The organism is Pseudomonas sp. RC10 (assembly GCF_038397775.1).
In the GTDB taxonomy this organism is placed as follows: domain Bacteria; phylum Pseudomonadota; class Gammaproteobacteria; order Pseudomonadales; family Pseudomonadaceae; genus Aquipseudomonas; species Aquipseudomonas bambusae.
In genome coordinates, this window is record NZ_CP151650.1 from 884,658 (window position 1) to 908,093 (window position 23,436).

Sequence of the window (23,436 nt, forward strand, 5' to 3'; positions counted from 1 at the left end):
GTGCCCGCCGCCAAAATCCGGCTTTCAGGTGGACATTTAATGGACTATTCAAAAATCATCGGAAAGGACGATGGGCAAAGATTGTCTTTCGAGGAACTCGTCTGCCAACTTGCCCGGCGCGACCGCCCTGAGAACGCCGTAGAGTTCAGGCGGATCGAAGGCTCGGGAGGCGACGGAGGGATCGAGAGCTATTGGGTTCTTCAGGACGGTCCTGAGGTCGGTTATCAGGCCAAGTATTACCTTAGGTCACGGGATGTCGATTGGAGCAAAATCGACGAGTCGGTAAAGCAGGCTTTGAAATCTCACCCTGGGCTGAAACAGTATGTGATTGCCATTCCCTGCGACCTTACTGATCGCAGCGGGGCACAGGGCGCAGGGAAGAAAGGGTGGGAGCACTGGGATACACACAAGCTTGCCTGGGAAGCGCTTTGTGCTCAAAGCAGTATCCCCACGGTTGAGTTCGTGGCCTGGACGGCGTCTGACCTGACCGACAAATTGTTACACCCTACAGCTGAGGGCCTACGAAAGTTCTGGTTTGGCGAGTTGGAGATTTCTGGGCAATGGTTTCGCAAGAATGTAGAACTCGCCGTAGAGTCACTCGATGAGCGATATCATCCGGAAGATCACGTAGAGGTTGGAATCGAGAGCCTCTTTAAAGTGCTCCTTCGCGATGAGGAAGTCACCACCGAACTCACCTCTGCTTTTTCCACCGTAGCCAAAGCAGCCAAGCTCAGCAACTTCGTAAAGGATGACTCCGACGCCGGGCTCATCGCTGGTATCCAGCGTGTCGAGAAGGAAGCGTCCAAGGCTTCAGCATTCGGCAGCAGATTTCGCTCCGACTCTTGGGAGCCTTGGCCCATTCTCGATTGCGTTGCAGCCTTGTCAGACGCCTCTCATAGCGTCCACGAATTGAAGGGCTGGGCTTGGCAAAATATGCCTAAGTCTGAATCCAGAAGGGATTACTCCTCTTCGGACATGAACTATCTGAGCCATAAGCTGGACGAGCTTTCAAATGCTCTCTACGGCTTGATTTCGACGCTGGAGGGGAAATTCTATTCCGCTGAGCAAAACCGTTTTGCCCTTCTGACAGGGAAGGCTGGCACAGGCAAATCGCACACACTCGGTACTGTTGCTCAGAAAGCGATTTCAGATGGGCACCCGGTGGTTTTGATTTTGGGGCAGCAATTAGGCTCTCTGGGTTTTTGGAGGCAAGCGACAGAAACACTCGGGCTGGGGACTGTTGAGCCAGAGGTATTCTTGCAGGCCATGAGTTCTGCCGCTGAGGCCGCTCAAAAGCGCGGACTCATCCTGATCGATGCCATCAACGAAGGTGCCGGTGCACAACTATGGAGGACTGAACTTCCCGCTCTGATCGCCCGAGTCAACGCTTACGAGAACCTCGTTCTTGTCGTCACCTGTCGTACTGAGTACACGCCGTATGTAGTTCCGCCAAAAGTGATAGAGACGACAGTTGCCTTCTCCATTCGTGGTTTCGTGACGAATGTAGAGCAGTCGAGGGCCGCGAAGGTCTACCTGCACAAGAGAGGCATTTCCCAGCCTGATACGCCTTGGCTTTCCGCTGAATTTGTCAATCCGCTGTTTCTTCGCAGTGCGTGCGTTGCCCTTGCCCGAGACGGTTGTAAGCAATTCCCCAGAGGCCTGCATGGCACGAAGCAGGTTTTTGCATTTTACATCCGTAGTGTCGCGCGAAATCTAGGTGTCGGAAGAGACGGCAGCGACGATCTGCTCGCTCCTACTACAGCGGCAATCTCGGCCATCGCCAGGTTGATGGCCACCGACAGGCGCGATTACGTGCTTTTGGCCGATGCTGTGCGAATTTCGACGGAAGTGTTTTCGAGTTTTCCTTCGCCACCTTCCAAAACCTGGTTTGACGTCCTGCAGAAGAACGGAATTTTCCGACTCGACCCACCACCGCGCCAGCTTGAAATTGATCCATTTACTCCGGTCGAGGATATCGTGAGGTTCAGTTTCCAGCGACTCCAAGACCACCTCATGGCGGATGCGCTGCTCAAGGGGGTGACGGATCTAGGGCTCGAACTGGAGACTGGAGTTTTGAGCTTCATTCTTGACGGCGACAGATTCAAGTGGGAGTGGGCTGGTCTCGCTGAAGCCTTGTCTATCCAAGTGCCTGAGCGTTTCGGCTCAGAGCTTTTGGATGTGCTTCCGAGGGATATTGATATCTGGATCAACGACGACTCGGTCAGAGGCGCCTTCCTAGAGAGCTTGCGTTGGCGTAGCTCAAACGCTTTCACGGAGCGCACCTGGCGATATTACCAAGCTATCTTGGATGTCGATGACAGCCAACTCTATGTGCTGATCGAACTCTGTGCCAACGTTGATCACCCTTGGAACGCTAAACTACTCCACGACATTCTGATTACTAAAACGATGCCAGAGCGTGATGCTTCCTGGACGGTAAAAATCAACGACTTCGATATGGCGGATGGCAGCACGATCCGCCGCCTCCTGGACTGGTGCTTGACCAGTCAGACCGAGAAAACGGATCGACAGGTACAGCTTCTTTGCGGGCTTGCGGTCACGTGGCTGACGGCGTCATCGCATAGAGAAATCAGAGACAAAGCGACCAAGGCGCTATCCGCATTGCTGCTTTCGAAGGTTGAGCTCTACGGTGAACTGTGCGAGAGGTTCGCTGGCCTTGATGATCTCTACGTAATGGAACGGTTGCACGGGGCTGGTTATGGTGCATGTTGTATCGATCCATCTCCAATGCGGTTGAAGCATTACGCCCCGGTAGCTTACCGGATGGTTTTCTCTGAGCAGTGCGCTCCGCTATCGATCATGCTGAGGGACTATGCATCGGGGATTATTGAGCTGGCTGCCCACTATCGTTGCCTGCCTACCGAGGTCGATCTCAGCGCCTGTAGGCCACCTTATACATCTCAGCCTGTTCAATTAGCTGTTTCACAAGCTCTTCTCGATGATGTCGCCACAAAAGCTGGAGGTGACGAAATCAAGCGTTCTTGCACTGGCGGAATAAGTGAGTTCGCTGATGAGATCAAGCATCGTGTCAGCTCATTTTCGAGCGTTGCTTTGACTTCTCAAATGCCCCACACGCAATCCGAGATGAACGAGCGATTCGATACAGAGGTAATTGCCCCTTACCCAGACAGGCAAGAAATCGTCGATGCGATCAGTGCTCTTCAATTCAATCCATTCCGATTCTTGCTCCGCCCATTCGAAGTACTCGGGGAGCTTGAGGAAGCCGAGGGGGTAGAGGCAGTTGAGGAAGTCGAGGGGGTAGGGGCGGTAGAGGCGGTTGAGGAGTTCGAGGAACTGGAGACGCATGACCACTCCGAGGAACTTCAGCAGCTAGAGAAGAAGCTTGTTGATCTACTGAATGTTGACGAAAAAAGAAGATTTACCGACGAGTTCCGATGGTGCATCGCCCGCTCGGAAAAGTATCCGCGCACGTTGGAAGGTGTCGACATGGCGGCGGCCAAACGGTGGGTCGCAAAGCGCGCCTATGACTTCGGATGGACAGCAGAACTCTTCCCATCGGATAGCTCTCACCGTCACGGCTATTCCCGCGAGAGGCCACTCTTTGAGCGGATTGGTGCCAAATATGAGTGGCTTGCGCTCGATGAACTCCTTTGTCGGCTGGCCGATAGTAATTGGCTCGCCGAAGCTCGAGTCGATGGAACACGTGATTACCGTTCATCCATCGACCTAGGTTTCCATCGAGATATCGACCCTACTGTTCTTCAAGGGTTGTCCGACTCCAGTTTTGGTTCTGTAGATATCTCACCAATTGTTTCCGAGGAAACAGCCGAAGACTGCCTTCAGGAATGGCCTTTCAAGCTTGACCCGAGCCTCGGGATGCCAAGTCTCGTAGGCCGAACGGACAAGGTTGGGGAAAAGTGGCTTGTCCTTTACGAGCATCGCTCCGTGGCGAATCGTTACGACGATGGAGAGAGCCGAGAGCACGGGCTACGTCAGCAGGAATGGCGTTTCCTCATGCCTGTCGTCGTCAGGAAAAAAGATCAAAAACAGTTGATTCGCTTTCTGAGCACTCAGCGTTCCCTGGATGTTTCGAGGTGGTCGGGACGCAGTTGTACGGACGAGGGCTATCTGCTTGAGGCCCCATGGCGCTTTACCTGGGATCAGTTGATGTGGACACCTACCAGCTTTCATAATCAAGGAGAGCTCGAACTGGCCTTTCCCTGTTTTAGATATCATTGGGAGTCCCATTTGGATGCCTCACTTCCAGAAGGAGCGTCTGCACATTTACCAGCCCCTTGGCTGGCAAGTCAGCTATCCATTACCCCCATGCTCTCAGATCCACGAGTCTATGTGGATGCACTAGGGAAGCCCCAACTGATCAGCGGGACGGGCTCTGACGATAGCTCACACGCCTACATACGACAGGACATATTTGAGCGGCTGTTGAAAAATAAAGATTTGGCATGTGTGTGGACGTTTGTAGCAGAGCGGGGCGTGTGGCCAGGCGGAGGAAACTCTCATGCAGCATGGAGAAGATCTGAAGGTATAGTTTGGTTCGAGCGAGGGAGGCCAAAAATGGAATCATGGAAAGAAGATAAATGTAATGGTGCTGAAGATGGCTGAGCGTGGACGGTGTCGTTACTCTAGATCCCAACCTAGATTTCTAGGATTGGGCGTGTTGCTTATTGGCGTTGCGGTACCGATGCTGCATCCATGAAGAAATGGGGGGCGAAGAACCTCGCCATCTGATACATGACAGGTTTCAGCTCCCTCTCACTAATTCCGCTTTTCAATCTGCCGAGCATTGCTTTCGTGCTTGGCTCCTTCCTTTAAAAGTCGCTTCCAGCCCTGACGTCCCAGTCGCGTTGCTAGCCTTGCGTCTGACGCCAGAGCCTTCTCAACGTGGTCTCTGCCAACCCCAGCTCCTTTGCAGCCTGGGCCTGTGTGAGCCCTTTTGACTTCAGCGCCTGAACAGCTTGTCGTTTCCTTTCGGCTTCGATCATCGCCGGCGTCATCATCACTTCGGACTTGGATGGTAGTGCGACATCTGCGAGGCCAAGCTCCTCCAGTTCAGATAGGCAATCCATCAGCGTTTTCCGCGCAGTTTCTCCCTCAAATGAGGCGAGTGCCAGGACAAGCAATGAGATGCGTTGGACGTCCAACGCAGATGCCAGCTCACAGCTTACCTCGACTGTGGGACTCGTCTTGGCGGACTCCAGCTGGCTGATGTGGGATTGAGCCACGGTCTTTGAGATATCCCCTTGGGTCAGCCCCTTTTGTGTGCGAAGAAGCTGTAGCACCGCCCCAAACGATTCGCGCAGCGACATTTCAGAATCCCAAAAGGGGACGGTATGCCGCGTTTGCTTGCCGCCTCACAAATCTATATATTGATGCTGTCGGCGTTATGGCGCGATTGGCCCGTTCTTTCATGACTTGGCGCGGATTCGGGAACCCAGATTTTGAGATATTGACGAGCGAGGAAGAGGCAGATGGATAGCTCCGTAGACTACGGCCTACTCGGAGATCCTGGTGTGATCACCGCAGGATCCGACCTCTCCCTCGAGGACGTTCTCGCACACGCCAAAGCCCGCTACCGCTGGATGCCTTGTTGTGTTGTAGAGGACTGGATCATTTTCGACGTGATCGTGACTGAACAGGAGCTTGCGAAGGTTCATGCCGCCGGCTGTTTGCCCATGATCTTGTTCGCGCACAACGTTAGGCATGATGACAGCCGCAGGTTTGAACCAGGCCATTGGGTGAGGTCGACCATCGCCGCAGAGTTCAAGGAAGGCTTCCTATTCGTTACTCGAAATACTGTGTACGTCCTGAAGGGCAGTGGCCATCGTAAGCCGGCGTCCCTGCAGGCCATCTACGCCATTCACTAAATCACCGGCTTTTGAACGGTGCCTGAGGTTGAGACAGCTACAAAATGTTCTGCACGCACGAAAGCGAAATGGCCGGGTTTGTCGGGATGTTTGGTGACGGACTTGCGCATTGGCATGGCGTTTCCAGGGCGCTGAAGACCCACTGGTATCACGTAAGTGTTAAACGTTGGCAGGACGACCGGTTTGTCTCAGTCGAAGAGTTCGTTAATGATGAGACCCGGTTGTACGAGCTGCTCAGAAGACAGAACGATACCTTCAAAGTCTCTGAGGTGCAGGTCGTCACCCCGGCATGGGTCAATGGCGGAGAGTCTTGGCGCATGGAGCGGCTCCAATCGCTCGTGATGGGATTCGACTCCAATGACGTACCAACATGCGTTTTCCAGGTAGACAGCGGAGCTGTCTATCACGATTCACATCGCCCCGATTTTGACACCAACTCACTAAAAGTTGTCAGGAACGTGTACCGCGCCTCTAACTGATTATCTGCTAGCCAAGTACAAGCTGCCGTTTTGCTCATTATTAAGGAAGTTATATGGGTTTCGCTTTTAGTTACGTTGATGGTGTTGTTACCGGGATGCGTCATGGTACGGCGGATAACCTGTTTGACATATCATTAAACGGATATCGCTACAAAAACGTTTATATTGAACCGAGCGCGTACAATTATCTGCAGTACACTGGCGCTGGAACGAAAAATCGTCTGTATTTTGGCAGAAAAGGTAAGGCGCTCGTGCTAATGGCTATCAGAAACGAAGCAGGCGATACGCTTCGTGCTCCGATGGCCGGATCGCAGATGTTAGGCGCCACCGGTGGCGTATTGGCGATCAGTGTCCTCGTGACTGTGTTTTCCTGGATTCCATATGCGGTCATTTTCTCGATTTTGCGCGACGGTAATCTCGAAGCTGGCTGCGGTGACGCTGCGTATGCGTGTGTAGTAACCGGCATCTTTTATTTCATTTACAAATTGAAGCAGGTGTTTGCTTTCAAGGAGCAGATGACGAATCTGGAATCTATCTCTGAAGGCTCTCTGGAGGCATACGGCACTCATGAGTTCGGTGTCACGCCACAGAGAGCCTCCTAAAGTAAAGCTGCTGCTAGGGAGGTCATCTGCCATGGCCTCTCCTAGGCCCACGCTAGGCCTCAGCGCCATGTCACAGTGGCCTAGCTGAGACTCGCGGAAGAGGATTATCAAGCATGTCGCCAGAGCACCCCCAGCTTCCTCAGGATGAACACCGTGGATTGCGGCAACGAGAGACAGCCCGTCGCGAAGCACTCTGGCAGCTGACAGGAGTTCGTCCTGGAGACCCGGCGGCAACTGAGATTCTTCTCGTGCTTGATGAGGCCGACGCCGATGATCTCTCCAACCCTATAGGCAGTAGCCATGCTTTATCGGTGGAGGCGGTGCGCGATCTGGTTCCGCTGACCCAGATACGCAAGATGCTGGTGGTCAGGGATGAGGATATCCCGGAGCCATGGGCGGAGCGATTCCTACAAGCCTCGACGCTTTCCACCCGACTGGTTGAGGGCTCGTACAGCCACGACTGGTACAGCTTTTTGTCCCTCTGGATCAAGGAAATGGACTTCCTGGCCCACCATCGTGCTTGCCGCGAACTGTGGCATGTTGAAGGACGTAGATGGTGCATTCTAGAGCGCCTCTTGGCGTTAGAGCCACAAGATCCCGGTGCCATTTCTCTCTTGGCAGAGTTGTACGATCTGCAGGGGCTCGACGACAGCCAAATCCCCTCGCTTGCTGTGGTACGGGAAGCCATTCAACAGCGGCTCTCGGACGGGCATCTGACGGTTTGGGATTCGTGGCTGCCCCTACCTTGGAATTTGCGACTGGCCCATTACTTGGGCACGACCATCACTGCTCGGCGAGAGTGGCGGGTCGAAGACTGGGAGGAATTTGTGAGTGCTTGGGATGGTGCTATGTTGAAGCTATCAGCACATCAGACAGCGCAATCTCACATCCCGTACAAGCTGAGCGAGTGCTTGAAAAGACGACCAGGAGGCAGCGGATGTTGATCAGAAAGGGTGAAATCATAAGCATCGCCTCGGGAGCTTTTGAAGGGTTTGAAACCTCCGGGCCGTTCGTTGCGGAGCAGGATTTCGATTTTAGTGATTTTGTAGATGAGGCCAGGGCGACGTTGCCTGAGTCAGCTAGTCGTCTAGACGTTCAAGACCTGATGGATGCAATCCCTGATCAGTTGCTCAAGCGAGGCCTGATTGCAAAAGTACCTTGTCGAAATCTTCATCTTGGAGCGTTTGGGGACTGGGATCTCCAAGAAACGCTTGGCGATCATTAGCATGGCTTAACTCGGCAGCTCATACGAGAAGTAAGGGAGTTCACTGGTTGCCGACAACGATCAGTTGGTGGGCCGCTTTAGCGGACGGCTGTCTCGAACGGAGCCAGCGCGTTACCACTTCGTCTCGGCCCTAACGTGCTTCCATCCTCCCACCTGCGCGCTCCGCTTGCGCATGCGAGCATCCCACTGAATTAGGCTTGTTGGCCGTCTGAACGATGTCAGCGTTTAGCTTTATAGGCTTTGCACTCATACCACATTCTTTCAGCACTGATTGTCGGACGAGCTTCTACGCGATCTGAAGGATAGGCGCATTATGGCGTGAACATTCCAGCGATGATCCTGGCGTCGAGCAAGGCGTGGTGAGGCAGCACCGCCCCATCACTTTTGGGTGAAAGTGTCGTGGCATCGGTCGGATAATTTCGGACGTTCCTGGGCCATCGTCCATTGTCGTAAGCGAGCTCGCAAAACAGCTCCCAGTCGTATATAGGAGCGTCTGTGACAACCTCGAGCTCTTCGTCGTAGGTTGCCAAGAACCGGAGGAGTTCCTTCCTGGCCTCGATCATCGGCATGGCGTACTCATCACCCCACAGCTGCGGAAGCACGATGTCCTTAACGAAATCACTGCAATCATCGGGCTGCCACGTATCCTGCAATTCAACGTAGAATTCGCGCCCATTTTCAGCTATCAGTGCCAGCGATATCAGCTTCGCTGTCGCCGAGAGCTGGGTGAACTCGCAATCAAGAAAAAGCCTCATGCATTCAGAATCCTTTAATGACTAGAAGTCGCTTGGATATAGCGCAGGAACGCCAGCTGTGGGATATGGCGCTCGACCACCTGGGCCCAGAAGCCCTGCTCCTCGCGGTGGTAGAAATCTGGAGCAGCGCTTCTCCTCCTGCGAGGCGAATAGTTGAGCACCTGACCACCAAACAGGTCAGTCAGGATGTTCTGAATCTACTGAAAATTGCCCAGGAACAGGTCAGGGCCTTCGTACCGGGTCGAGCGCTAGTTGCGGGCACAGTGACCTTGTACGCTCGCCACGCCAGTGACCTAGCTGATGAGCTCATTACGCGACTGCCAAAGGAACTGCTTTCGCGGGCATGGAGAGGATCGTGTCTCGAAATCGACTTGGGCATTTGAAGTCCAGTCATGCTCCATAGGGCACCGTGGCGTAGCAATCCTACTAGAATTCCATTGAGCTAATTCCTGCTCCATTGAGATGTTTTATGAACGCTGATTTGACTGAAGAAGAAATGCGTCGTGCACTGTTTGGTACGGCTGAACGTGAAAGTCAGGTGCCTGCTGTTCCAGTTCAAGAGCCTGTGCCGGAAGTCGTATTCGCGAGGCCGGTGGCAGCTCCCGTAGCCAAGAAGAAAGTGGCGAAAGCATTCACGCAACGACTTAAGGTCACGCTACGGGTCGGGAACGTTTTCGAGGGGGAAACCTACGAGCTGATTCATGAGGCTGACACGTTGAGCTCGTTGCTTGCTGAGCAAGAAGCTGTGAAAGCTGCCAGGAAAAAGTACAAATACGTAGAGGTCGTCTCCGTCAAATCGATGTAGACGCAAACCTGAGCTAATGGTTACGAAAGGGGTGCGCCCGCCCCTACTGGCCTCCATTTTCATCAACGGGCGCTTCGCGAGGCTCAATCAGATGTGGGCCCTGATTGCGCACGTTGCCCACATCCTTGCCAACCTTGTACCAGTGGAAATCTGCGACGGGCCGGCAGTGCTCGACCGCGATCTCCGCTGCACGCTCGGGTGACGTCTGAGGATCTACCCATTCTCTCGCATGCTCAGGCGCAAGCACCAATGGCTTGCGATCATGGATATCGACCATGCCCTGGTCGCTCGCCGCTGTGATGATCACGAACCCATCAAGGTCATCCGGCTCAAGGCCTCCATGCACCTCAGCTAGGCCGGCGAAGAACATCGGAGTTTGCTCTCTCAAGGTGATGAAGTAGGGCTGCTTCTTTTTGGGATCAACTGGATCCTTGACCCATTCATACCATCCGTTCGCGGGCGCCAGAACTCGGCCATTGGGCCAAAGCTGTTTAAAAAACTTCCCGCTCATGACGGTCTCGACCCTGGCGTTGATCGGATCGGGTCGCTTGCCCTTGGCCCAGAACGGAGCCCATCCCCAACGAACCTTGTCGACGCTCAAGCCTTCCTGAACAGGGCGGATGATTTCTACCCGCGTGGTCGGTGCGACGTTGTAGCGCTCGATGGGCCAGAGGTCGTAGCCATTGATCACCAACTGCTTTGGAGCAAGCTCCTTGAGGTAGTGATCCATGGATTCGTAGATCGAGTAGCGTCCGCACATGATGTCACCTGTCGAATTTTCTCTCTTACGAGATTGACCGCAAGGCGAGGAGAACGTTAACTGTATATACGTACAGTAACTCACGACAAGGCTTGCATCATGAGCATCACAATCCTCGGCCCATTGGAAAACGGCGGCGAAAAGCTGCCTCTCTACTCGTTCAAGGTGCCGGCAGGCTTTCCATCGCCGGCTGCCGATCATATTGAGAAGCACATTTCACTGGATGAGCTTTTCGATGTCCGCGCACCTCACGTATACCTCGTGAAGATCGAGGGGGACAGCATGCAGGGGGCGGGGATCTACAACGGCGACATGGTGATCGTTGACCGCAGCCTGTATGCCGAGCACGGTGACATTGTCATCGCGGCGCTGAATAGCGAGCCGGTCTGCAAGCGCCTGGACATGCACGGTAACTCGGTGATCCTGAGATCTGAGAACCCGAAGTACCCACCTCGGCACGTGATGGAAGGCGACGAGTTGGTGATCTGGGGCGTCGTGAAATACAGCATCCGCGATCATGACAACGCCTGAGCCTGTCTTTGCCCTGATCGATTGCAACAGCTTCTACGCAAGTTGCGAGCGCGTCTTCCGGCCAGATCTTGCACGCACCCCCATTGTTGTTCTCTCCAACAACGATGGGTGTGTGATTGCCCGCTCATACGACGCCAAGCCTTTCGTGAAAATGGGCCAGCCGTACTTTCAGATCAAAGACCATCTGCGACGAAACGGCGTGGTTGCCTTCAGCAGCAACTACGCGCTGTACGGCGATATGAGCGAGCGCGTGATGACCATCATCGAGTCCATGGTGCCGGCGCTCGAGGTCTACAGCATTGATGAAGCTTTCGCAGATTTGACCGGCATTCCGGGCGACCTGACGGCCTTTGGCCGGAATATCCGCGCGACGATTTTCAAGCACACCGGCATCCCTGTCGGCGTCGGGATCGCTCGAACCAAGACCTTGGCCAAGCTTGCGAATCACACCGCGAAACGCTTGATCGATCAGACTGGCGGCGTGGTCGATTTATGCGATCAGTTCAAATGCGACTGGACGCTTCGCAACACCGAGGTTGGTGAGGTGTGGGGTGTCGGTAAGCGGATGAAAGCGCACCTTGAAGTCATGGGCATCAAGAGCGCGATGGACTTGGCCAAGGCCGATGCCTGGACGCTCAGGCAGAAATTCAGCGTGGTGATTGAGAAGACAGCTCGTGAGCTCGCCGGCACTCCTTGCCTGGAGCTCGGAGAGGCTGATCCGCCCAAGCAGGAGATTTGCTGCAGCCGGATGTTCGGCAATCGCTTGACCGACATCGAGCCGATCAAAGAAGCCGTGGCCACTTACACGCAGCGGGCGGCGGAAAAGCTTCGGGCGCAGAACTCTTTGTGCAAGAAGATCCGCGTGAGCATCCGCACCGGCATGTTCAATCCTGAAGAAGCGAAGTACGCCAACGGCGCGTTGGTTGAGTTGCCGTATCCCACCAACGACGTCCGGCTCATGACAAAAGCCGCGACGGAAGCGGTCAATCGCCTCTTCCGGCCCGGCTTCAAGTACAGCAAGGCCGAAGTCCTCCTCTTGGATCTACGTCAGCCAGGCGAGTTTACAGACGATCTGTTCGCGCATTCGCAGCCTGCTGTGGCTGACAAGGTGATGGGGGTGCTGGATGAGATCAATGGCCGCTGGGGGCGGGGCGTACTTCGTTTGGCCAGCGTCCCTTCGGCACCTGGATGGGCGATGCGCCGGGATCTCATGAGCCAAAGTTTCACCACGAGGTTGGATCAGCTATGGACTGTAAAAGCGAGGTGACAGTGAAAGACGGAGCCGGCATGCGGTGATACCGGTCAAGGCTTAGGGCGCCCGAAATGTTGGAGATGATCACCTCATGCCTCTCTCTGTTAACGCTGGTTCGACGCAGGGCGCCAAACCTTCCAGTAAAAGGTACACGCAAAAGCCATGGATACGACCAGCAAAGTCCACCAATTTTCGTTCCTTTGGGCCGTCGTAACCGCGACTTTGATGTTTTCACACTGAGGCCCTGAGGTGCATTTTGGAGTACAGAGCTGCTGACCATTTAGCTCACACGTCACGATTTGATCGTTGATGATCTGGAGGCTGAAGACCTTGCCCTTATCCCTATCAAATGACATCGCGGTGCGAGTGAAGAGGTCATACAGTTTTTTCAGCTTCCCCGTTTCAACGTCCACAAACAGATACTGTGATGGGGCATAGCGGGATTTTCCTGGCCCGATTACATGAGCGAATTTTCCATGCATCAGCCGAGGTTCCGCTTCAGCGTATCCGAATGGCCCGGGATGGCGACTATAGCCATATAGCGCCCAGGCGAGGAGGGACTCGACCAGAAGAAAAACGATAGTTATTGCGATAAACCCCGGACTCCTGAATTGCATCTCTCACCTCCTGTGGATGTGCAAAAGCGTAGGTGAGTCTGACGGACAGCGCACAGTTATCCCAATTCACTGCCGATAAAGCATTAGTGGAAACAGACAGGAGCGTCGAGCATGACCAGTAACAACCACACTCTTCAAAGAGATCTTCAAGGCTTGGCCGCAGATCTCAAATGGTCGGCAGTCGAGCTGGTCAGAATTGCTGACCGGTTGAGTCAGGCGGGTAACGAGCCTGACGCCCAAGCGCTTCATCGCATGATCGCGATGTTTCAGCGAGAGGAGAGCAAGCTCAGTTCTATTGTGACCGAGATTGTGGCTGGGCGGATCGTTCAGATAGACGAAGCGTCTGTGTGAGATGCGGCATCGAGTCTTTCGGCGTTCTCGTCGTATTGAGCAGCTAGTTGTCCGATCAGTCTGTTCACCTGGGCATTGAATTGCCCCAGTGTCCATAGCACTTCATTGATATCAACATCGGATGCTCCTTGCGACGCCTGATCTGAGACCTGGAACTCAATTGTTGAAGTCAGCTCGACTTGGTGTTGAACCACGTCGGCGAGGGCAGCGGTGAATGCGTCCTTCATCAGAAATCCTTTTCAAATCGCAGAGTTTGGGACTGGTTGAACGGTCAGTTTTGGAAGCATTTAACCTGAAGGGTTTTGAAGCCATTTTTTAACGATAGCTTGGTATGTGCCATCTCGCTTGATCCGATCCAGTTCTCCCCTGAACCGTTCTACAGTTGCGTCTGGCGTACCTGGACTGAAGGCCATGTACAGTCCTTCTTCACTGGATAGCTCGGGCAACGGCAGTGAACGCACCATCGTCGTTTCAGGATCATCCCCATTCTTGCGCATGAGGTGAATGGCGTTGAGCTCATTGGAGATCCACAGCTCAACGTGATCGACCTTGAGCTTGCGGTAATTATTCTCGTACATGCTGCTGGACTGTAACTCTTTACCAACTTGGAACCCGTGGGCCATCAGGTACTGCTCACCGACGTCCTGGTTGACGGTCGCGATGTGATACTGACGGGCATCGTCGAGGGAATTCAGCCAAACAGGTCTTTCGGACAGGCTGAACAGAAACCATGTCGTCGGTGCGATGGCTCCGACCCATTTGAAGAGATGTTCGCGCTCTTGGGTTCTTGCCATCGAATAGATTAGGACGTTGTCGGAGTGTTGCGCTAAATCAAAGGCGCGAGCCCAAGGCAGAATCTCGATCTTGGGGTTGAGCCCGAGACCGGCCATAACCGCTTGCACGATTTCCGTACTTAGGCCTGTGACCATTCCGTTTTCTGCCATGTTGTATGGCGGCAACTCCTCGGTGACTACTCGGATCGGAGCTGTAGCCGGATCTGAGGCGAAGGATAGGCCCGAGGCAGTGAGTAAAAAGACAACGCACAACTGCCTTAAAAGCTGGGAGACCATTTTGCACCTCTGTTCGCACCGAATACTGCCGGCAGGTCTGGCTGCGTGACCCTAGGGATTGTCTGTTTTATAAAGGTTAGGGCAGCCCTACTCGCTGGAGTTCATCCGCATGAAACCTAAGGTTTGGCTTGCGCATACCTTTGAGGGTTTGTGATCGAGTCATCCTCCCCATGTGGAGCACTGCCGCGAGCAGCACATCTCCTGTTACGGATGTCGTGAGCCCTGCAGGTTAAGTGCCCGCGCGCCAGCTTAAGAACCGCTGCCGTTTGATTACCTGAAGACGTGACTACACGAGCACGCCCATGACTGCACTCGCTAGGGCTACGGCCATGTTGTCTTTGCTGACTATGGCATCAGGATGGTCTCGCTGGATGACACTGATGGGCATGCTGGCTACGACCGCATCTTGCGGCTCCTGAACCAGGCACTTTCCACCAGCAGCTGCCACGGCGTTGGCTCCCTGGACGCCGTCGCAGTCCCCGCCTGAAAGAACAACGCAAATCACGCGTGGCCCAAATACCTCAGCCGCCGTCGTGAACAAACGGTCGGCTGCTGGCCGGGAATATCGAACCTTAGGCCCGTCGCTCAGGTGCAGCAGGCCTGGGGCAGCTATCTCTAAATGCCTGTCAGCGGGGGCCACATAGATCCGTCCCGACTCAATGTTTTCACCCTCTCTCGCATACTCAACTGGCAACGCCGTGTACCGGCCAATAATGTCAGCCAAATATCCGGGACTAGAAGGCCCAGAATGGAGAACGATCATGATCGCTGCGGGGAAATCTCGGGGCAGTGCACCTAGTAAGGTTCTCAAAACCTCAAGTGCGCCTTGAGACCCGCCGATGACAACTATGTCTCTTGCTGGTACTTCAACCTGCATATCCATGGGCGTCTCCTTTCACCTAAATCATGGACATAGACGGCCTTGGGATCGTTCAGTCTTATGGTGGTGCACGTTAACAATGCGCCAGGAAATGCTCGAAGGCCTAAGGGCTGCGGAGGTGGAATGAGCGCTAATTACTTTGCTCTTTTTGGGAGCGGTCATGGCTTCTGAAATTTTTTCTGAACCCGCGAAGATTCATCGCGAACAGGCATACCTGCAGGACGATCAATGCATAGGCATGAGCCGGAAGCCCCCAGATAATCCATAGGATATTGCTCAGGATGAAGCACCAGAACCCTGTCATTCTCCGCCGCGCTTGCTGCGAGCCAATGAGCCACGCCGCAAGGACGGTAACCAGCATCGCCGGCCACTGCACCCAGTCAACGCTGTTCACCATGCTGACTGCCCCTGAGGCCTGGGATTGAAACTAGCTTCAAAGCGCATTGGGCTCCCCTCGCTGAGTGGCTGTCCAGTTTTTCATAAAGCCCCTGATATTCATTCCACATAGTATTCCGTCCAGCAGAGCAAGGGCGTAAGCCTCTACATATACCCCCCAGACGATCCACAATAGGTTGCCGAGGATGAAGCCTAGGAAAGCGAGCTTTCGCCTTTTGGCACGCTGGGATGCTGCCAGCCATGATGCAACGAGTATCGTCACCATCGCGGGCCACTGAAGAAAATCCATAGGTTGCTTGGGCGCCTCGGTTGGGTTTGATGAGATGAGGGCGACGCCCATCAAGAAACTGGAGCACTGCGGTTATGAATGGTTTATGTGCGTGTTGCAAATGGGGACACAATACGGGAACGGAGATCGTGGTGATGCGACAGCACTCCTCAGGTAGACAGGCCTCGGCTGAAAGTGTTTTCGATTTGTCTCGGAACTCCTCGTTAACTATGGTGACAAATTGCCATCTTGGATTCTGAAGGTGTCATCCGATGCTGGAATCTCGTGCTCTAGATCTGCTTCTCACTTTCAGTGATGAAGTCTTCACTAAAATAGATCCCCTCGATTTCACGGCACTGCTGTATCTGAGTGAAAGAGGCTACGTGAATATCGATACGAGCTCTGGAAAGGTCTGCGCAGCGCGGACTCTTGCAGGGCGGCTGCTCTGTAGCCGACGCTTTGGTAGTCATCATGCGCCACCTAGCGGCAAGTGTTAGCGCGGATTGGGCTGATCATCGAGTTCGGCATTGTCGGGATCAGTGTCTGGCATCTTCTCCTGCTGACCAGCTTGATCGTCGGAGTCCTTTGGTGTGTCGCCATCGTTGTCTGGTAGCTCATCGACCCCTGGTGCATCGCTGGGATTGAGATCGGTTCGGCTTGGCGATAGAGGATCAGTCGTGCCTGGCACCGGGTCAGTAGCGCCCGTGCCGCCTTGCAGATCGATGTCATTGTTCATGGCGTTCTCCAGATAACTGTGGTGGTTGAGCCCGTCTATTTGATGCACGAAATTCTAGTGGGTTCGGGCCAAGCGAATTGCGGTCTTAACGTTGACGTTGTGCAGTACCGAGGCGCTGCCTTGCAGGATCCTCAAATTATCAACATGAGATTTTCGCTCTGTCGAACGTCCGATTAGCGTCCTCGGCGGGTTTCTAGAAGCCTGCCGACGATGTACCCAACAACGACCATGGCGGCAGTGGTCGCAATTAGGAAGGCTTGAGCTGGGTTTTGAATGGCAAGGCGCTGATTGGCTTGATCAAATGACTGATCTGCGGGGTCATCGACTTGGGCTGATACTTCAACCTCCGACAATGTGAGTGTTGTACCGTCCTCCAGATGGAGGTTCAGGTCGATAATTGTGCCTGCCAGCCCGCCTGGAAAAGCTGACTCCCCCACTGAGCTGACCTGATCAACCATAAACTGGTCGCCGTCCATCCAGCCGACGGCAGTTAAAAGCTCTGGATGAAGAAAGTATTTGCCGTCTAGAAAGAACCCCGTGAATTCTGGAGCACCATCTACGTTTTCGATGATGTACCGCTCACCTGCTTTCATGCCTGTGGGGTTGTTCATAAATCATTCCTCCAGTTAGTGAAGGATAGAGGTACTGCGTGGCGGGAACGTTCCCACTCCTGGATCAAGGGTGGTTCCAATGTCACTTTCGGCGCTAAGCCAGTCCGAGGAAAATGCTTGGCGTCACTGACCGAGGCAGATTTCGGTTGAAATTTAATTCGGAGTTCACGGCAACTTCAGGGCCTCCGACTTGATACCGAGGCGCCACAGTCCGAGCTCGACGAGGTGTCCACTACGGATGGCAATGCGCCGGACGTAGTGTTGTACCCTTCGTCTGCATGGCCGTCGGTCGGCCACGGGAAACGAGCTTCCATTGATCATCACTAAATGCATACGACAACCTGCGGATGTGATGTATGACGGCCACAGTACTCTTAGTTGAGGACGAGGAAATGCTGCGAGTACTGCTTAGCGAAGCGCTCTCGCTGATCGATCTGGAAATAGTCTGTTGCCGGAGTGCTGATGAGGCAATGATCACGCTTGAACAAGCCCATCCATTTTCGTTAGTAATTACGGATATCTGTATGCCCGGCACGCTTGATGGTATCGAGTTGGCCGAAAAGATCTGGCATCGTTGGCCTCATTTGCCGGTCATCATCTCCTCTGGGAACCGGGTAATTCGGAGAGAAAAGCTTCCTGATAATGCCTCGTTTCTACGCAAACCTTGGAGTCTTGAACAGTTACATCAAATCGTGCTGCACCACTTGGCGTCAGAATGACTCTTCAAATCATCTGAGAACGCTCGGCTACTCAACGGGTCAGATGTGAAATCCTTTTGAAGATCACCTAGTGGCTAATTGGTTTCGCCTGGAAGTAACGCGAGGAGTTGAAATGTTCGCCTGCCTTCGTCGGGTCAGACGACATATATCTTCCTCTCTCCCCACCGGGCAAAGCTGCACGGTGACTACGGGTGTTCATCGCTTTAGCGGAATCTCCTATATCTACGTTGATAACGAGACCGTCGCCACCTTGATCGGAGCAGTGCCTGCAAGGCCGCCCAGGGCATCGCCAGTATTCTTCGTTACCTATGGCGAAGATGTTTTCGGCGGCGGAGTTATTTGTGATTTTCCATGATCATGGCGACTCATCGATCTGCTGAACCATTGACGAGGCGGCACTCACCGCCGCGAAATATCAGGCTGGCGCCCAGTGAAGCAACGGAAGCCCAGTCCGGCTCAACGGGCGGTGCCCTGATCCCTTCACCTCCTCAATGGAGTCGTAGCCAATTACGCCAGACCTTTCTGATTCACCAGCTGTCGATTGCAGGAGTTTCGCACTTGGGCGGACAAGGGGGGCGTAAATGATCGGCGTGGTGATTCCTGCACACAATGAAGAAAATCACATTCACCAGTGCGTGCTTTCCATAATCGAAGCCGCCAATCACTCAGGCCTAAATGGCATGCCAGTCCGGCTGGTTGTGGTGTTGGATGCTTGCACGGACGCTACTGAGGGCGTGGCAGCTTCAGCGGGTGCTATGGTTCTGAACGTCCACCACAAAAATGTCGGAAAGGCTCGTGGAGCAGGTGCAGAACTGCTTCTAAAGCTTGGTGTGGGATGGCTGGCGTTCACTGACGCCGACACGATTGTCCCGCCGGACTGGTTGTTTCGGCAGATTGAAGCCAATGCTGATGCCGTGTGCGGAATCGTGGAGGTCGACAGCTGGCGTGGGTATGGTGACAGGGTGAGGGAACACTATCTGAACCTGTATCAATTTAAAGATGAACATCGCCATGTACATGGAGCAAATTTGGGCGTGAGTGCACAAGCCTACCGCCGGGCCGGCGGATTCCAGCCGCTTCCGAGCCATGAGGACGTAAGGCTTGTTGCAGATCTTGAAAGCACAGGGGCTCGCATCGCCTGGACATCTAGAAATCCAGTGATCACAAGCGCTCGGACGGACTACAAGTGTCGGGAAGGATTTGGTGAGTACCTTACGAACCTGGCGATTTCGTTGTGTTCCAACCCGTCTGCACTCGAATCTTCCAATCCAGTAAACACGCAATGGGGTGAGCCTTGACGGCTGGCTCCGTGAAATGGGACAGGGCTGACAGGTGCGTTTATGTTTCAGAAACGGAAGTTTAATGGAGCGAGCTAAATGGACACTCACGAACGAGAGATGCTCGACAGGCGTTATCCCGTTGAGGAGGACATCGCGCTTCAGCGGCGGATTTGGCGTTTTGAACGCATTGGCTGGTATGCCTTAGTCATCGTCGTCGCCCTGACGCTTTGCGGTCTGTTTTCGCATGGAGCCCTTAGTTCGGCCACGGCTACCTCCTCGGCAAAAGACCTAGTGGTCGAGTACGAGAGGTTCCACCGCAGCGGTGCGGTCAATCCAATGATCATCCATAGTCGTGGGGTTCCAGGCCAGACCCATACTGTCTTCATTTCTGAGGATATGCTTGAGGGCTTTAGCATTGACTCAATGCAACCCCAGCCCGTGGGTTCTACAGGTAGCCGGCAGGGGCTGCGCCTCCGGTTGATGGGAGACTCTCAAGGTGAAAGCGCTTTGTACTTGGCTTGGCGCAGCGACGGCGTAGGTGTTGTCAAAAGCGAGATCGCCATCGACGGCGGTGGGAAAGTTTCACTCACTCAATTCATCTATCCATAGGTACGAAATGGACGCAGTTTTGCGGGCAGCCGCCATTTATCTCGCACTGATGGTGCTCTTTCGGATTTCTGGACGAAGAGCCTTGGGGGAAATGACATCTTTCGACTTCGTCCTTTTATTGATTATTGGAGAAGCGACTCAGCAGGCACTCTTGGGCGACGACTTCTCAATCACTAATGCCGTTTTGGTGATCGTGACGCTGCTTTCCATTGATATCGGTTTCTCGCTTCTCAAGAGGCGCTCTAAACGCATCGGAAAGCTTATCGATGGTGGGCCAACAATCATCGTCGAGAACGGAGTGTTCCTGCGGCACCGGATGCACGAAGCGCGGGTGCAAGAGGATGACGTAATGCAGGCCGCTCGATTAGGCCCGGGGGTTGAAAGCGTTGATCAGATCAAGTTCGCGATTATCGAGCGCAATGGGAAGATTTCTATTATCCGCAACGAGTGACTGGCTGTCGCTCTACACTTCTCGAAAGCTATACGCGCACATCTGCAGCCTACCGCAGGCTGCAGAAGCATATCCTGGACAATCAGCCTTTACTGTGCTCTTTGGATGTAGGTGGTTCAGCGACGCCGCGTGGCCCGGCGATTCCCCATATGGCCAGCCCAATCACGGGCAGAATCAGGATGAGTACGGCCCACCCGGCCTTGGTGCCAGATGATTTGCTCGTTCGCCAGACGCTGGCGATTGCCCAAATATCAACCAGCAGGAGGACGAGTGCCAATATCCACCAGATAGCGGTCAGTTCCATTTAACACCTCCATTGCCTGATTAAACAGCGGGTATCGCAGCCGGGGAATCCGTTTCCGGCAGCACAACATCGTTCCTGCCCGGCGTAAGAATGACCTTGCGGCAATCTTCCTGCTTCTTGTCGAAAATCTTGTAGCCTTCAGCGGCCTGCTCCAACGACATCCTGTGGGTGATGATCGCTTCAGGAGAGATGTGTCCCAGCTCGATGTGCTCAAGCAGCTCTGGTAGGAAGCGCTGCACGTGAGTCTGGCCCATCTTGAACGTCAACCCCTTATCGAAAGCATCCCCAAACAGGAACCCGTGAATGAAGCCGGAGTAGACGCCCGGCACGCTGACGGTGCCCCCGCGCCGTACTGCAGCGATACATTGGCGTAGCGCCTTACCGCTGCTGCCTTCAAGTTTGAGGGTGGCGAGAATGGTTTCAGTGGTGCTGCCTTTAGCTTCAAAGCCGACTGCGTCCACTACGCCATCGACCCCACGCATGCCTGGGGTTTGCCGGATGATCGAGTCGGCAGGGTCGTCGTCTTCATCGAAGTTGATGGGAATAACATTGTAGGTCTGCTGCGCGTAGGCGAGCCGGTAGGGGTGGTGATCGACCATGAAGATGCGCTCTGCACCCAGCATTCGGGCGACGGCTGCGCACAGCAGGCCGACCGGGCCAGCGCCGTAGATGGCGATGCTCGAGCCTTGGCCGATGCCGGCGTTGGTGACCGCCTGATACGCGGTGGGCAGGATGTCCGACAGGAATAGCACCTTCTCGTCCGCCAGCGTGCCCGGAACCTTGAACGGCCCGGTGTTGGCTTTCGGCACACGCACATATTCGGCTTGGCCACCGGGAATACCGCCATACATATGGCTGAACCCGAACAGCGCCGCGCCCGGTGGGATGGCTTTCTTGTTCATGATCGCACCACGACCGGTATTGGTCGTTTCACAGGCCGCGAATAAATCCAGCTGGCAGAAGAAGCAGTCACCGCAGGCGATGACGAAAGGGATCACCACTCGATCCCCCGGCTGCACGGCGGTCACCGCCGAGCCCGTTTCTTCGACAATACCCATGAACTCATGACCGAAAATGTCTCCATGCTCCACGGTCGGGATCTTGCCGCGATAAAGGTGCAGGTCTGAGCCGCAGATCGCCGTCGCGGTGACCCGCAGAATGATGTCGTCCGGCGCTTCGATGATCGGGTCGGGAACGGTGTCGACCTTGACATCATGGGCACCATGATAGGTGAGAGCTCGCATATTGTTTTCTCCGCTGTTTAGTGTGGCTTCTAAGCAGCGGAGCCGGGCCGAACCTTTAAGTTCAGGACTTCGACAGCATATGGGATCAGTGGTTAGCAGTCGTGGCGCGCGGTTCATTAAATCTATCAGCGGTCAGAAATTTGAGAGGAAGGTCTGACGGCCAGGTCACAACAGTATTCGCGTTGCTGATTCAGCAATACTGAGGTGTCTCATGATCCCTGACGAAGCGGTTGCGTATTTGAAAGAGCACTCTTTGCTGCTGGCTACCGCTGAATCATGCACGGCGGGTCGCATCGTTGCGCTTTTGGCAGAGGTGCCAGGAAGTGGTTCGATGGTCGAATGCGGTTATGTGGTTTATTCGCCTGAGGCCAAACAGCGTCTCTTGGGCGTCAGCGCCGATACCATCGAGCGCTTCAATCTCACCAGCGTCGAGGTTGCCCGAGAGATGGCGCGAGGTGCATTGCAGGACAGCCCAGCTAATGTATCGATTGCCACGACTGGTTTGTGTGGAACCGAAGACGTCGACGGCATACCGGCTGGGACGGTTTGTTTCGCGTGGGGCTTTGTTCACGACGGGCGGATCAAGATTTTCACTCGAACTCAACGTTTCTTTGGAGACCGGCAGGCCATGCAACACGACGCGGCCATCCACGCGTTAGGCGCAATCTCGAGTTTTCATCAGCAGGTGGTGGCGGCTGAGCCGGTTGACCGTTAGAGAACGCCGATCACACACCGCACGGACGAAGAACTATGAAATTTAGCTTGATTGCTCGGGCACTTTCCAACTGGATGGGTAGCCCCAAGATGTTTTAACGGCTTTGTTTTTTGTATGCGTCTGGGCGGTTACGGGCCCCTGGTTTCACTACAGTGAGGCCTGGGAGCTAGTGATTAATACATCCACTACGATCATCACCTTTTTGATGGTTTTCCTTATCCAGAACACTCAAAACCGCGACACAGACATCATGCATCTCAAAGTGGATGAGCTGCTGCGCGCAACCAAAGACGCCCAAAATGCGTTGCTCAGCCTAGACAGCCTCGACGAGGACGAACTGCAAGCGCTTCGCAAGAAATACAAAGCGCTTGGCAGTGAGGAAGTCAACGATCCAAAAGTACCCCCAAATGATCACGTCGGACTTATTTCCTGAGTCGCTACCTGGCTGTCATGGTCGGCTTTTGACTTACCCAAAACGTAGCAAGGGTGAAGCTGACCGTTGGGATGCGTGGTCACTACCACGGTGAGCAATTTCCATCCTTCCTGCAGCTTGGTATTCGCGTCGTTGGTGTTCAGCGCTTCCATCACGTGATGGGCCTCGTACAAATGCATGGCAGTACCTTTGTTATGGCCTAAGTTGATGACGACAGGTCAGGTGCAATTCCTAGCCTTTTGTTTTTGCCGGATCCGCACGTCGCGGATAGGTGCGCTCCTCTTGAATCGTGCCGTCCTCCTTATGAATTTTCAGTGAGGCGGTTTTCCCCTCCAGAAACTCGCTGGCGAGCGAGGTGATCTCGGCTTTGGTCGAAGCGGTTTTAGAGGCGCGGCCAGCGCCTTGCTTCGTGAGTGCCCAGCCCTTATCGGTTTTGGTGATGTGGTAGTTATCCATGATGTTTTCCTCGAGTGATC

General features: G+C 54.2%; 30 protein-coding genes and 1 pseudogene. 16 read left to right on the forward strand and 15 right to left on the reverse strand.

Annotated features, from left to right (window positions below):
* The first annotated feature begins 39 nt into the window (after window positions 1-39).
* Window positions 40-4,605: an ATP-binding protein gene (locus AAEO81_RS04060; RefSeq protein WP_341961787.1), complete on the forward strand. Its 4,566-nt coding sequence runs from the start codon at window positions 40-42 to the stop codon at window positions 4,603-4,605.
* 245 nt (window positions 4,606-4,850) lie between these two features.
* On the opposite strand, the gene AAEO81_RS04065 is transcribed toward AAEO81_RS04060, so the two are convergent.
* Window positions 4,851-5,309 carry a helix-turn-helix domain-containing protein gene (locus tag AAEO81_RS04065; protein WP_341961788.1) on the reverse strand — a complete coding sequence of 153 codons (459 nt, stop codon included), beginning with the start codon at window positions 5,307-5,309 and terminating at the stop codon, window positions 4,851-4,853.
* A gap of 162 nt (window positions 5,310-5,471) precedes the next feature.
* Here AAEO81_RS04065 and AAEO81_RS04070 point away from each other — a divergent pair, with 162 nt between their 5' ends.
* From AAEO81_RS04070 to AAEO81_RS04090, 5 genes are all read left to right on the forward strand, one after another.
* A complete protein-coding gene (locus tag AAEO81_RS04070; protein ID WP_341961789.1) occupies window positions 5,472-5,867 on the forward strand; it encodes a hypothetical protein in 396 nt (131 codons plus the stop codon).
* Window positions 5,868-5,935: 68 nt separating this feature from the next.
* Window positions 5,936-6,346, forward strand: a complete 411-nt coding sequence (locus tag AAEO81_RS04075) for a hypothetical protein (RefSeq protein ID WP_341961790.1) — start codon at window positions 5,936-5,938, stop codon at window positions 6,344-6,346.
* Between the two features lie 53 nt (window positions 6,347-6,399).
* Entirely contained in the window at window positions 6,400-6,948 is a 549-nt protein-coding gene (locus tag AAEO81_RS04080) for a hypothetical protein (RefSeq protein ID WP_341961792.1), read from the forward strand.
* A 113-nt stretch (window positions 6,949-7,061) separates the two neighbouring features.
* Window positions 7,062-7,892 (forward strand): hypothetical protein, encoded by an 831-nt coding sequence (locus AAEO81_RS04085; protein ID WP_341961793.1) that lies wholly within the window; start codon window positions 7,062-7,064, stop codon window positions 7,890-7,892.
* Window positions 7,886-8,173, forward strand: a complete 288-nt coding sequence (locus tag AAEO81_RS04090) for a hypothetical protein (RefSeq protein ID WP_341961795.1) — start codon at window positions 7,886-7,888, stop codon at window positions 8,171-8,173. Before AAEO81_RS04085 ends, AAEO81_RS04090 begins: the two co-directional genes overlap by 7 nt.
* Before the next feature lie 311 nt (window positions 8,174-8,484).
* Here the strand turns inward: AAEO81_RS04090 and AAEO81_RS04095 are convergent, their stop codons facing one another.
* The gene (locus tag AAEO81_RS04095; RefSeq protein WP_341961797.1) at window positions 8,485-8,928 is read right to left on the reverse strand and encodes a hypothetical protein; all 444 of its coding nucleotides are present in this window, start codon (window positions 8,926-8,928) and stop codon (window positions 8,485-8,487) included.
* Window positions 8,929-9,397: 469 nt separating this feature from the next.
* Here AAEO81_RS04095 and AAEO81_RS04100 point away from each other — a divergent pair, with 469 nt between their 5' ends.
* The gene (locus AAEO81_RS04100; RefSeq protein WP_341961800.1) at window positions 9,398-9,733 is read left to right on the forward strand and encodes a hypothetical protein; all 336 of its coding nucleotides are present in this window, start codon (window positions 9,398-9,400) and stop codon (window positions 9,731-9,733) included.
* Between the two features lie 43 nt (window positions 9,734-9,776).
* Here AAEO81_RS04100 and AAEO81_RS04105 read toward each other — a convergent pair whose 3' ends face one another.
* A complete protein-coding gene (locus tag AAEO81_RS04105; RefSeq protein WP_341961802.1) occupies window positions 9,777-10,493 on the reverse strand; it encodes an SOS response-associated peptidase family protein in 717 nt (238 codons plus the stop codon).
* A 99-nt stretch (window positions 10,494-10,592) separates the two neighbouring features.
* On the opposite strand from AAEO81_RS04105, the gene umuD reads away from it, so the two are divergent.
* Window positions 10,593-11,024 carry a translesion error-prone DNA polymerase V autoproteolytic subunit gene (gene umuD / locus AAEO81_RS04110; protein ID WP_341961804.1) on the forward strand — a complete coding sequence of 144 codons (432 nt, stop codon included), beginning with the start codon at window positions 10,593-10,595 and terminating at the stop codon, window positions 11,022-11,024.
* Entirely contained in the window at window positions 11,011-12,291 is a 1,281-nt protein-coding gene (gene umuC / locus AAEO81_RS04115; RefSeq protein ID WP_341961806.1) for a translesion error-prone DNA polymerase V subunit UmuC, read from the forward strand. Before umuD ends, umuC begins: the two co-directional genes overlap by 14 nt.
* Window positions 12,292-12,380: 89 nt before the next feature.
* On the opposite strand, the gene AAEO81_RS04120 is transcribed toward umuC, so the two are convergent.
* The gene (locus AAEO81_RS04120; RefSeq protein WP_341961808.1) at window positions 12,381-12,893 is read right to left on the reverse strand and encodes a hypothetical protein; all 513 of its coding nucleotides are present in this window, start codon (window positions 12,891-12,893) and stop codon (window positions 12,381-12,383) included.
* Between the two features lie 111 nt (window positions 12,894-13,004).
* Between AAEO81_RS04120 and AAEO81_RS04125 the strand changes: the two genes are divergently transcribed.
* Window positions 13,005-13,244 (forward strand): hypothetical protein, encoded by a 240-nt coding sequence (locus tag AAEO81_RS04125; RefSeq protein ID WP_341961810.1) that lies wholly within the window; start codon window positions 13,005-13,007, stop codon window positions 13,242-13,244.
* On the opposite strand, the gene AAEO81_RS04130 is transcribed toward AAEO81_RS04125, so the two are convergent.
* From AAEO81_RS04130 to AAEO81_RS04160, 7 genes are all read right to left on the reverse strand, one after another.
* Window positions 13,220-13,471: a hypothetical protein gene (locus AAEO81_RS04130; RefSeq protein WP_341961812.1), complete on the reverse strand. Its 252-nt coding sequence runs from the start codon at window positions 13,469-13,471 to the stop codon at window positions 13,220-13,222. The genes AAEO81_RS04125 and AAEO81_RS04130 overlap by 25 nt on opposite strands.
* A 60-nt stretch (window positions 13,472-13,531) precedes the next feature.
* Window positions 13,532-14,314, reverse strand: a complete 783-nt coding sequence (locus tag AAEO81_RS04135) for a transporter substrate-binding domain-containing protein (RefSeq protein ID WP_341961814.1) — start codon at window positions 14,312-14,314, stop codon at window positions 13,532-13,534.
* 286 nt (window positions 14,315-14,600) lie between these two features.
* Window positions 14,601-15,197 (reverse strand): chemotaxis protein CheB, encoded by a 597-nt coding sequence (locus AAEO81_RS04140; RefSeq protein WP_341961816.1) that lies wholly within the window; start codon window positions 15,195-15,197, stop codon window positions 14,601-14,603.
* A gap of 127 nt (window positions 15,198-15,324) precedes the next feature.
* Window positions 15,325-15,588: a hypothetical protein gene (locus tag AAEO81_RS04145; protein WP_341964457.1), complete on the reverse strand. Its 264-nt coding sequence runs from the start codon at window positions 15,586-15,588 to the stop codon at window positions 15,325-15,327.
* Between the two features lie 39 nt (window positions 15,589-15,627).
* The gene (locus AAEO81_RS04150; RefSeq protein WP_341961818.1) at window positions 15,628-15,879 is read right to left on the reverse strand and encodes a hypothetical protein; all 252 of its coding nucleotides are present in this window, start codon (window positions 15,877-15,879) and stop codon (window positions 15,628-15,630) included.
* A 472-nt stretch (window positions 15,880-16,351) separates the two neighbouring features.
* The gene (locus tag AAEO81_RS04155; RefSeq protein ID WP_341961820.1) at window positions 16,352-16,594 is read right to left on the reverse strand and encodes a hypothetical protein; all 243 of its coding nucleotides are present in this window, start codon (window positions 16,592-16,594) and stop codon (window positions 16,352-16,354) included.
* A 173-nt stretch (window positions 16,595-16,767) separates the two neighbouring features.
* Window positions 16,768-17,205, reverse strand: coding sequence for a short chain dehydrogenase (locus AAEO81_RS04160; RefSeq protein ID WP_341961822.1), 438 nt, complete (start codon window positions 17,203-17,205; stop codon window positions 16,768-16,770).
* A gap of 356 nt (window positions 17,206-17,561) precedes the next feature.
* On the opposite strand from AAEO81_RS04160, the gene AAEO81_RS04165 reads away from it, so the two are divergent.
* The 4 genes from AAEO81_RS04165 (at window position 17,562) to AAEO81_RS04180 (ending at window position 20,264) form a co-directional block, all read left to right on the forward strand.
* Window positions 17,562-17,924, forward strand: a complete 363-nt coding sequence (locus AAEO81_RS04165; protein ID WP_341961823.1) for a response regulator — start codon at window positions 17,562-17,564, stop codon at window positions 17,922-17,924.
* Between the two features lie 581 nt (window positions 17,925-18,505).
* Entirely contained in the window at window positions 18,506-19,222 is a 717-nt protein-coding gene (locus AAEO81_RS04170; protein ID WP_341961825.1) for a glycosyltransferase, read from the forward strand.
* 78 nt (window positions 19,223-19,300) lie between these two features.
* Complete coding sequence (locus AAEO81_RS04175; RefSeq protein ID WP_341961827.1) at window positions 19,301-19,813, forward strand: hypothetical protein; 513 nt, start codon at window positions 19,301-19,303, stop codon at window positions 19,811-19,813.
* A gap of 7 nt (window positions 19,814-19,820) precedes the next feature.
* On the forward strand, window positions 19,821-20,264 hold the full coding sequence (locus tag AAEO81_RS04180) for a YetF domain-containing protein (protein ID WP_274134371.1): 444 nt from the start codon (window positions 19,821-19,823) through the stop codon (window positions 20,262-20,264).
* Window positions 20,265-20,346: 82 nt separating this feature from the next.
* Here the strand turns inward: AAEO81_RS04180 and AAEO81_RS04185 are convergent, their stop codons facing one another.
* Together AAEO81_RS04185 and AAEO81_RS04190 are read right to left on the reverse strand one after the other, a co-directional pair.
* Window positions 20,347-20,568 carry a PLD nuclease N-terminal domain-containing protein gene (locus AAEO81_RS04185; RefSeq protein WP_341961830.1) on the reverse strand — a complete coding sequence of 74 codons (222 nt, stop codon included), beginning with the start codon at window positions 20,566-20,568 and terminating at the stop codon, window positions 20,347-20,349.
* 20 nt (window positions 20,569-20,588) lie between these two features.
* The gene (locus AAEO81_RS04190) at window positions 20,589-21,812 is read right to left on the reverse strand and encodes a zinc-dependent alcohol dehydrogenase (RefSeq protein WP_341961832.1); all 1,224 of its coding nucleotides are present in this window, start codon (window positions 21,810-21,812) and stop codon (window positions 20,589-20,591) included.
* 211 nt (window positions 21,813-22,023) lie between these two features.
* On the opposite strand from AAEO81_RS04190, the gene AAEO81_RS04195 reads away from it, so the two are divergent.
* Window positions 22,024-22,527: a CinA family protein gene (locus tag AAEO81_RS04195; RefSeq protein ID WP_341961834.1), complete on the forward strand. Its 504-nt coding sequence runs from the start codon at window positions 22,024-22,026 to the stop codon at window positions 22,525-22,527.
* A gap of 35 nt (window positions 22,528-22,562) precedes the next feature.
* A pseudogene (locus AAEO81_RS04200) lies at window positions 22,563-22,960 on the forward strand (low affinity iron permease family protein).
* Here the strand turns inward: AAEO81_RS04200 and AAEO81_RS04205 are convergent.
* Together AAEO81_RS04205 and AAEO81_RS04210 are read right to left on the reverse strand one after the other, a co-directional pair.
* Window positions 22,939-23,139 carry a hypothetical protein gene (locus AAEO81_RS04205; protein ID WP_341961836.1) on the reverse strand — a complete coding sequence of 67 codons (201 nt, stop codon included), beginning with the start codon at window positions 23,137-23,139 and terminating at the stop codon, window positions 22,939-22,941. The pseudogene AAEO81_RS04200 and the gene AAEO81_RS04205 sit on opposite strands and share 22 nt — an antisense overlap.
* 52 nt (window positions 23,140-23,191) lie before the next feature.
* Entirely contained in the window at window positions 23,192-23,416 is a 225-nt protein-coding gene (locus tag AAEO81_RS04210) for a DUF2188 domain-containing protein (RefSeq protein WP_341961837.1), read from the reverse strand.
* Between the last annotated feature and the right edge of the window lie 20 nt (window positions 23,417-23,436).

Excerpts from the sequence above, each read along its gene's own strand:
- AAEO81_RS04060 (WP_341961787.1), top strand. The coding sequence starts at position 40 with ATGGACTATTCAAAAATCATCGGAAAGGACGATGGGCAAAGATTGTCT.
- AAEO81_RS04065 (WP_341961788.1), bottom strand. The coding sequence starts at position 5,309 with ATGTCGCTGCGCGAATCGTTTGGGGCGGTGCTACAGCTTCTTCGCACA.
- AAEO81_RS04070 (WP_341961789.1), top strand. The coding sequence starts at position 5,472 with ATGGATAGCTCCGTAGACTACGGCCTACTCGGAGATCCTGGTGTGATC.
- AAEO81_RS04075 (WP_341961790.1), top strand. The coding sequence starts at position 5,936 with ATGGCCGGGTTTGTCGGGATGTTTGGTGACGGACTTGCGCATTGGCAT.
- AAEO81_RS04080 (WP_341961792.1), top strand. The coding sequence starts at position 6,400 with ATGGGTTTCGCTTTTAGTTACGTTGATGGTGTTGTTACCGGGATGCGT.
- AAEO81_RS04085 (WP_341961793.1), top strand. The coding sequence starts at position 7,062 with ATGTCGCCAGAGCACCCCCAGCTTCCTCAGGATGAACACCGTGGATTG.
- AAEO81_RS04090 (WP_341961795.1), top strand. The coding sequence starts at position 7,886 with ATGTTGATCAGAAAGGGTGAAATCATAAGCATCGCCTCGGGAGCTTTT.
- AAEO81_RS04095 (WP_341961797.1), bottom strand. The coding sequence starts at position 8,928 with ATGAGGCTTTTTCTTGATTGCGAGTTCACCCAGCTCTCGGCGACAGCG.
- AAEO81_RS04100 (WP_341961800.1), top strand. The coding sequence starts at position 9,398 with ATGAACGCTGATTTGACTGAAGAAGAAATGCGTCGTGCACTGTTTGGT.
- AAEO81_RS04105 (WP_341961802.1), bottom strand. The coding sequence starts at position 10,493 with ATGTGCGGACGCTACTCGATCTACGAATCCATGGATCACTACCTCAAG.
- umuD (WP_341961804.1), top strand. The coding sequence starts at position 10,593 with ATGAGCATCACAATCCTCGGCCCATTGGAAAACGGCGGCGAAAAGCTG.
- umuC (WP_341961806.1), top strand. The coding sequence starts at position 11,011 with ATGACAACGCCTGAGCCTGTCTTTGCCCTGATCGATTGCAACAGCTTC.
- AAEO81_RS04120 (WP_341961808.1), bottom strand. The coding sequence starts at position 12,893 with ATGCAATTCAGGAGTCCGGGGTTTATCGCAATAACTATCGTTTTTCTT.
- AAEO81_RS04125 (WP_341961810.1), top strand. The coding sequence starts at position 13,005 with ATGACCAGTAACAACCACACTCTTCAAAGAGATCTTCAAGGCTTGGCC.
- AAEO81_RS04130 (WP_341961812.1), bottom strand. The coding sequence starts at position 13,471 with ATGAAGGACGCATTCACCGCTGCCCTCGCCGACGTGGTTCAACACCAA.
- AAEO81_RS04135 (WP_341961814.1), bottom strand. The coding sequence starts at position 14,314 with ATGGTCTCCCAGCTTTTAAGGCAGTTGTGCGTTGTCTTTTTACTCACT.
- AAEO81_RS04140 (WP_341961816.1), bottom strand. The coding sequence starts at position 15,197 with ATGGATATGCAGGTTGAAGTACCAGCAAGAGACATAGTTGTCATCGGC.
- AAEO81_RS04150 (WP_341961818.1), bottom strand. The coding sequence starts at position 15,879 with ATGGATTTTCTTCAGTGGCCCGCGATGGTGACGATACTCGTTGCATCA.
- AAEO81_RS04155 (WP_341961820.1), bottom strand. The coding sequence starts at position 16,594 with ATGAACAATGACATCGATCTGCAAGGCGGCACGGGCGCTACTGACCCG.
- AAEO81_RS04160 (WP_341961822.1), bottom strand. The coding sequence starts at position 17,205 with ATGAACAACCCCACAGGCATGAAAGCAGGTGAGCGGTACATCATCGAA.
- AAEO81_RS04165 (WP_341961823.1), top strand. The coding sequence starts at position 17,562 with ATGACGGCCACAGTACTCTTAGTTGAGGACGAGGAAATGCTGCGAGTA.
- AAEO81_RS04170 (WP_341961825.1), top strand. The coding sequence starts at position 18,506 with ATGATCGGCGTGGTGATTCCTGCACACAATGAAGAAAATCACATTCAC.
- AAEO81_RS04175 (WP_341961827.1), top strand. The coding sequence starts at position 19,301 with ATGGACACTCACGAACGAGAGATGCTCGACAGGCGTTATCCCGTTGAG.
- AAEO81_RS04180 (WP_274134371.1), top strand. The coding sequence starts at position 19,821 with ATGGACGCAGTTTTGCGGGCAGCCGCCATTTATCTCGCACTGATGGTG.
- AAEO81_RS04185 (WP_341961830.1), bottom strand. The coding sequence starts at position 20,568 with ATGGAACTGACCGCTATCTGGTGGATATTGGCACTCGTCCTCCTGCTG.
- AAEO81_RS04190 (WP_341961832.1), bottom strand. The coding sequence starts at position 21,812 with ATGCGAGCTCTCACCTATCATGGTGCCCATGATGTCAAGGTCGACACC.
- AAEO81_RS04195 (WP_341961834.1), top strand. The coding sequence starts at position 22,024 with ATGATCCCTGACGAAGCGGTTGCGTATTTGAAAGAGCACTCTTTGCTG.
- AAEO81_RS04205 (WP_341961836.1), bottom strand. The coding sequence starts at position 23,139 with ATGCATTTGTACGAGGCCCATCACGTGATGGAAGCGCTGAACACCAAC.
- AAEO81_RS04210 (WP_341961837.1), bottom strand. The coding sequence starts at position 23,416 with ATGGATAACTACCACATCACCAAAACCGATAAGGGCTGGGCACTCACG.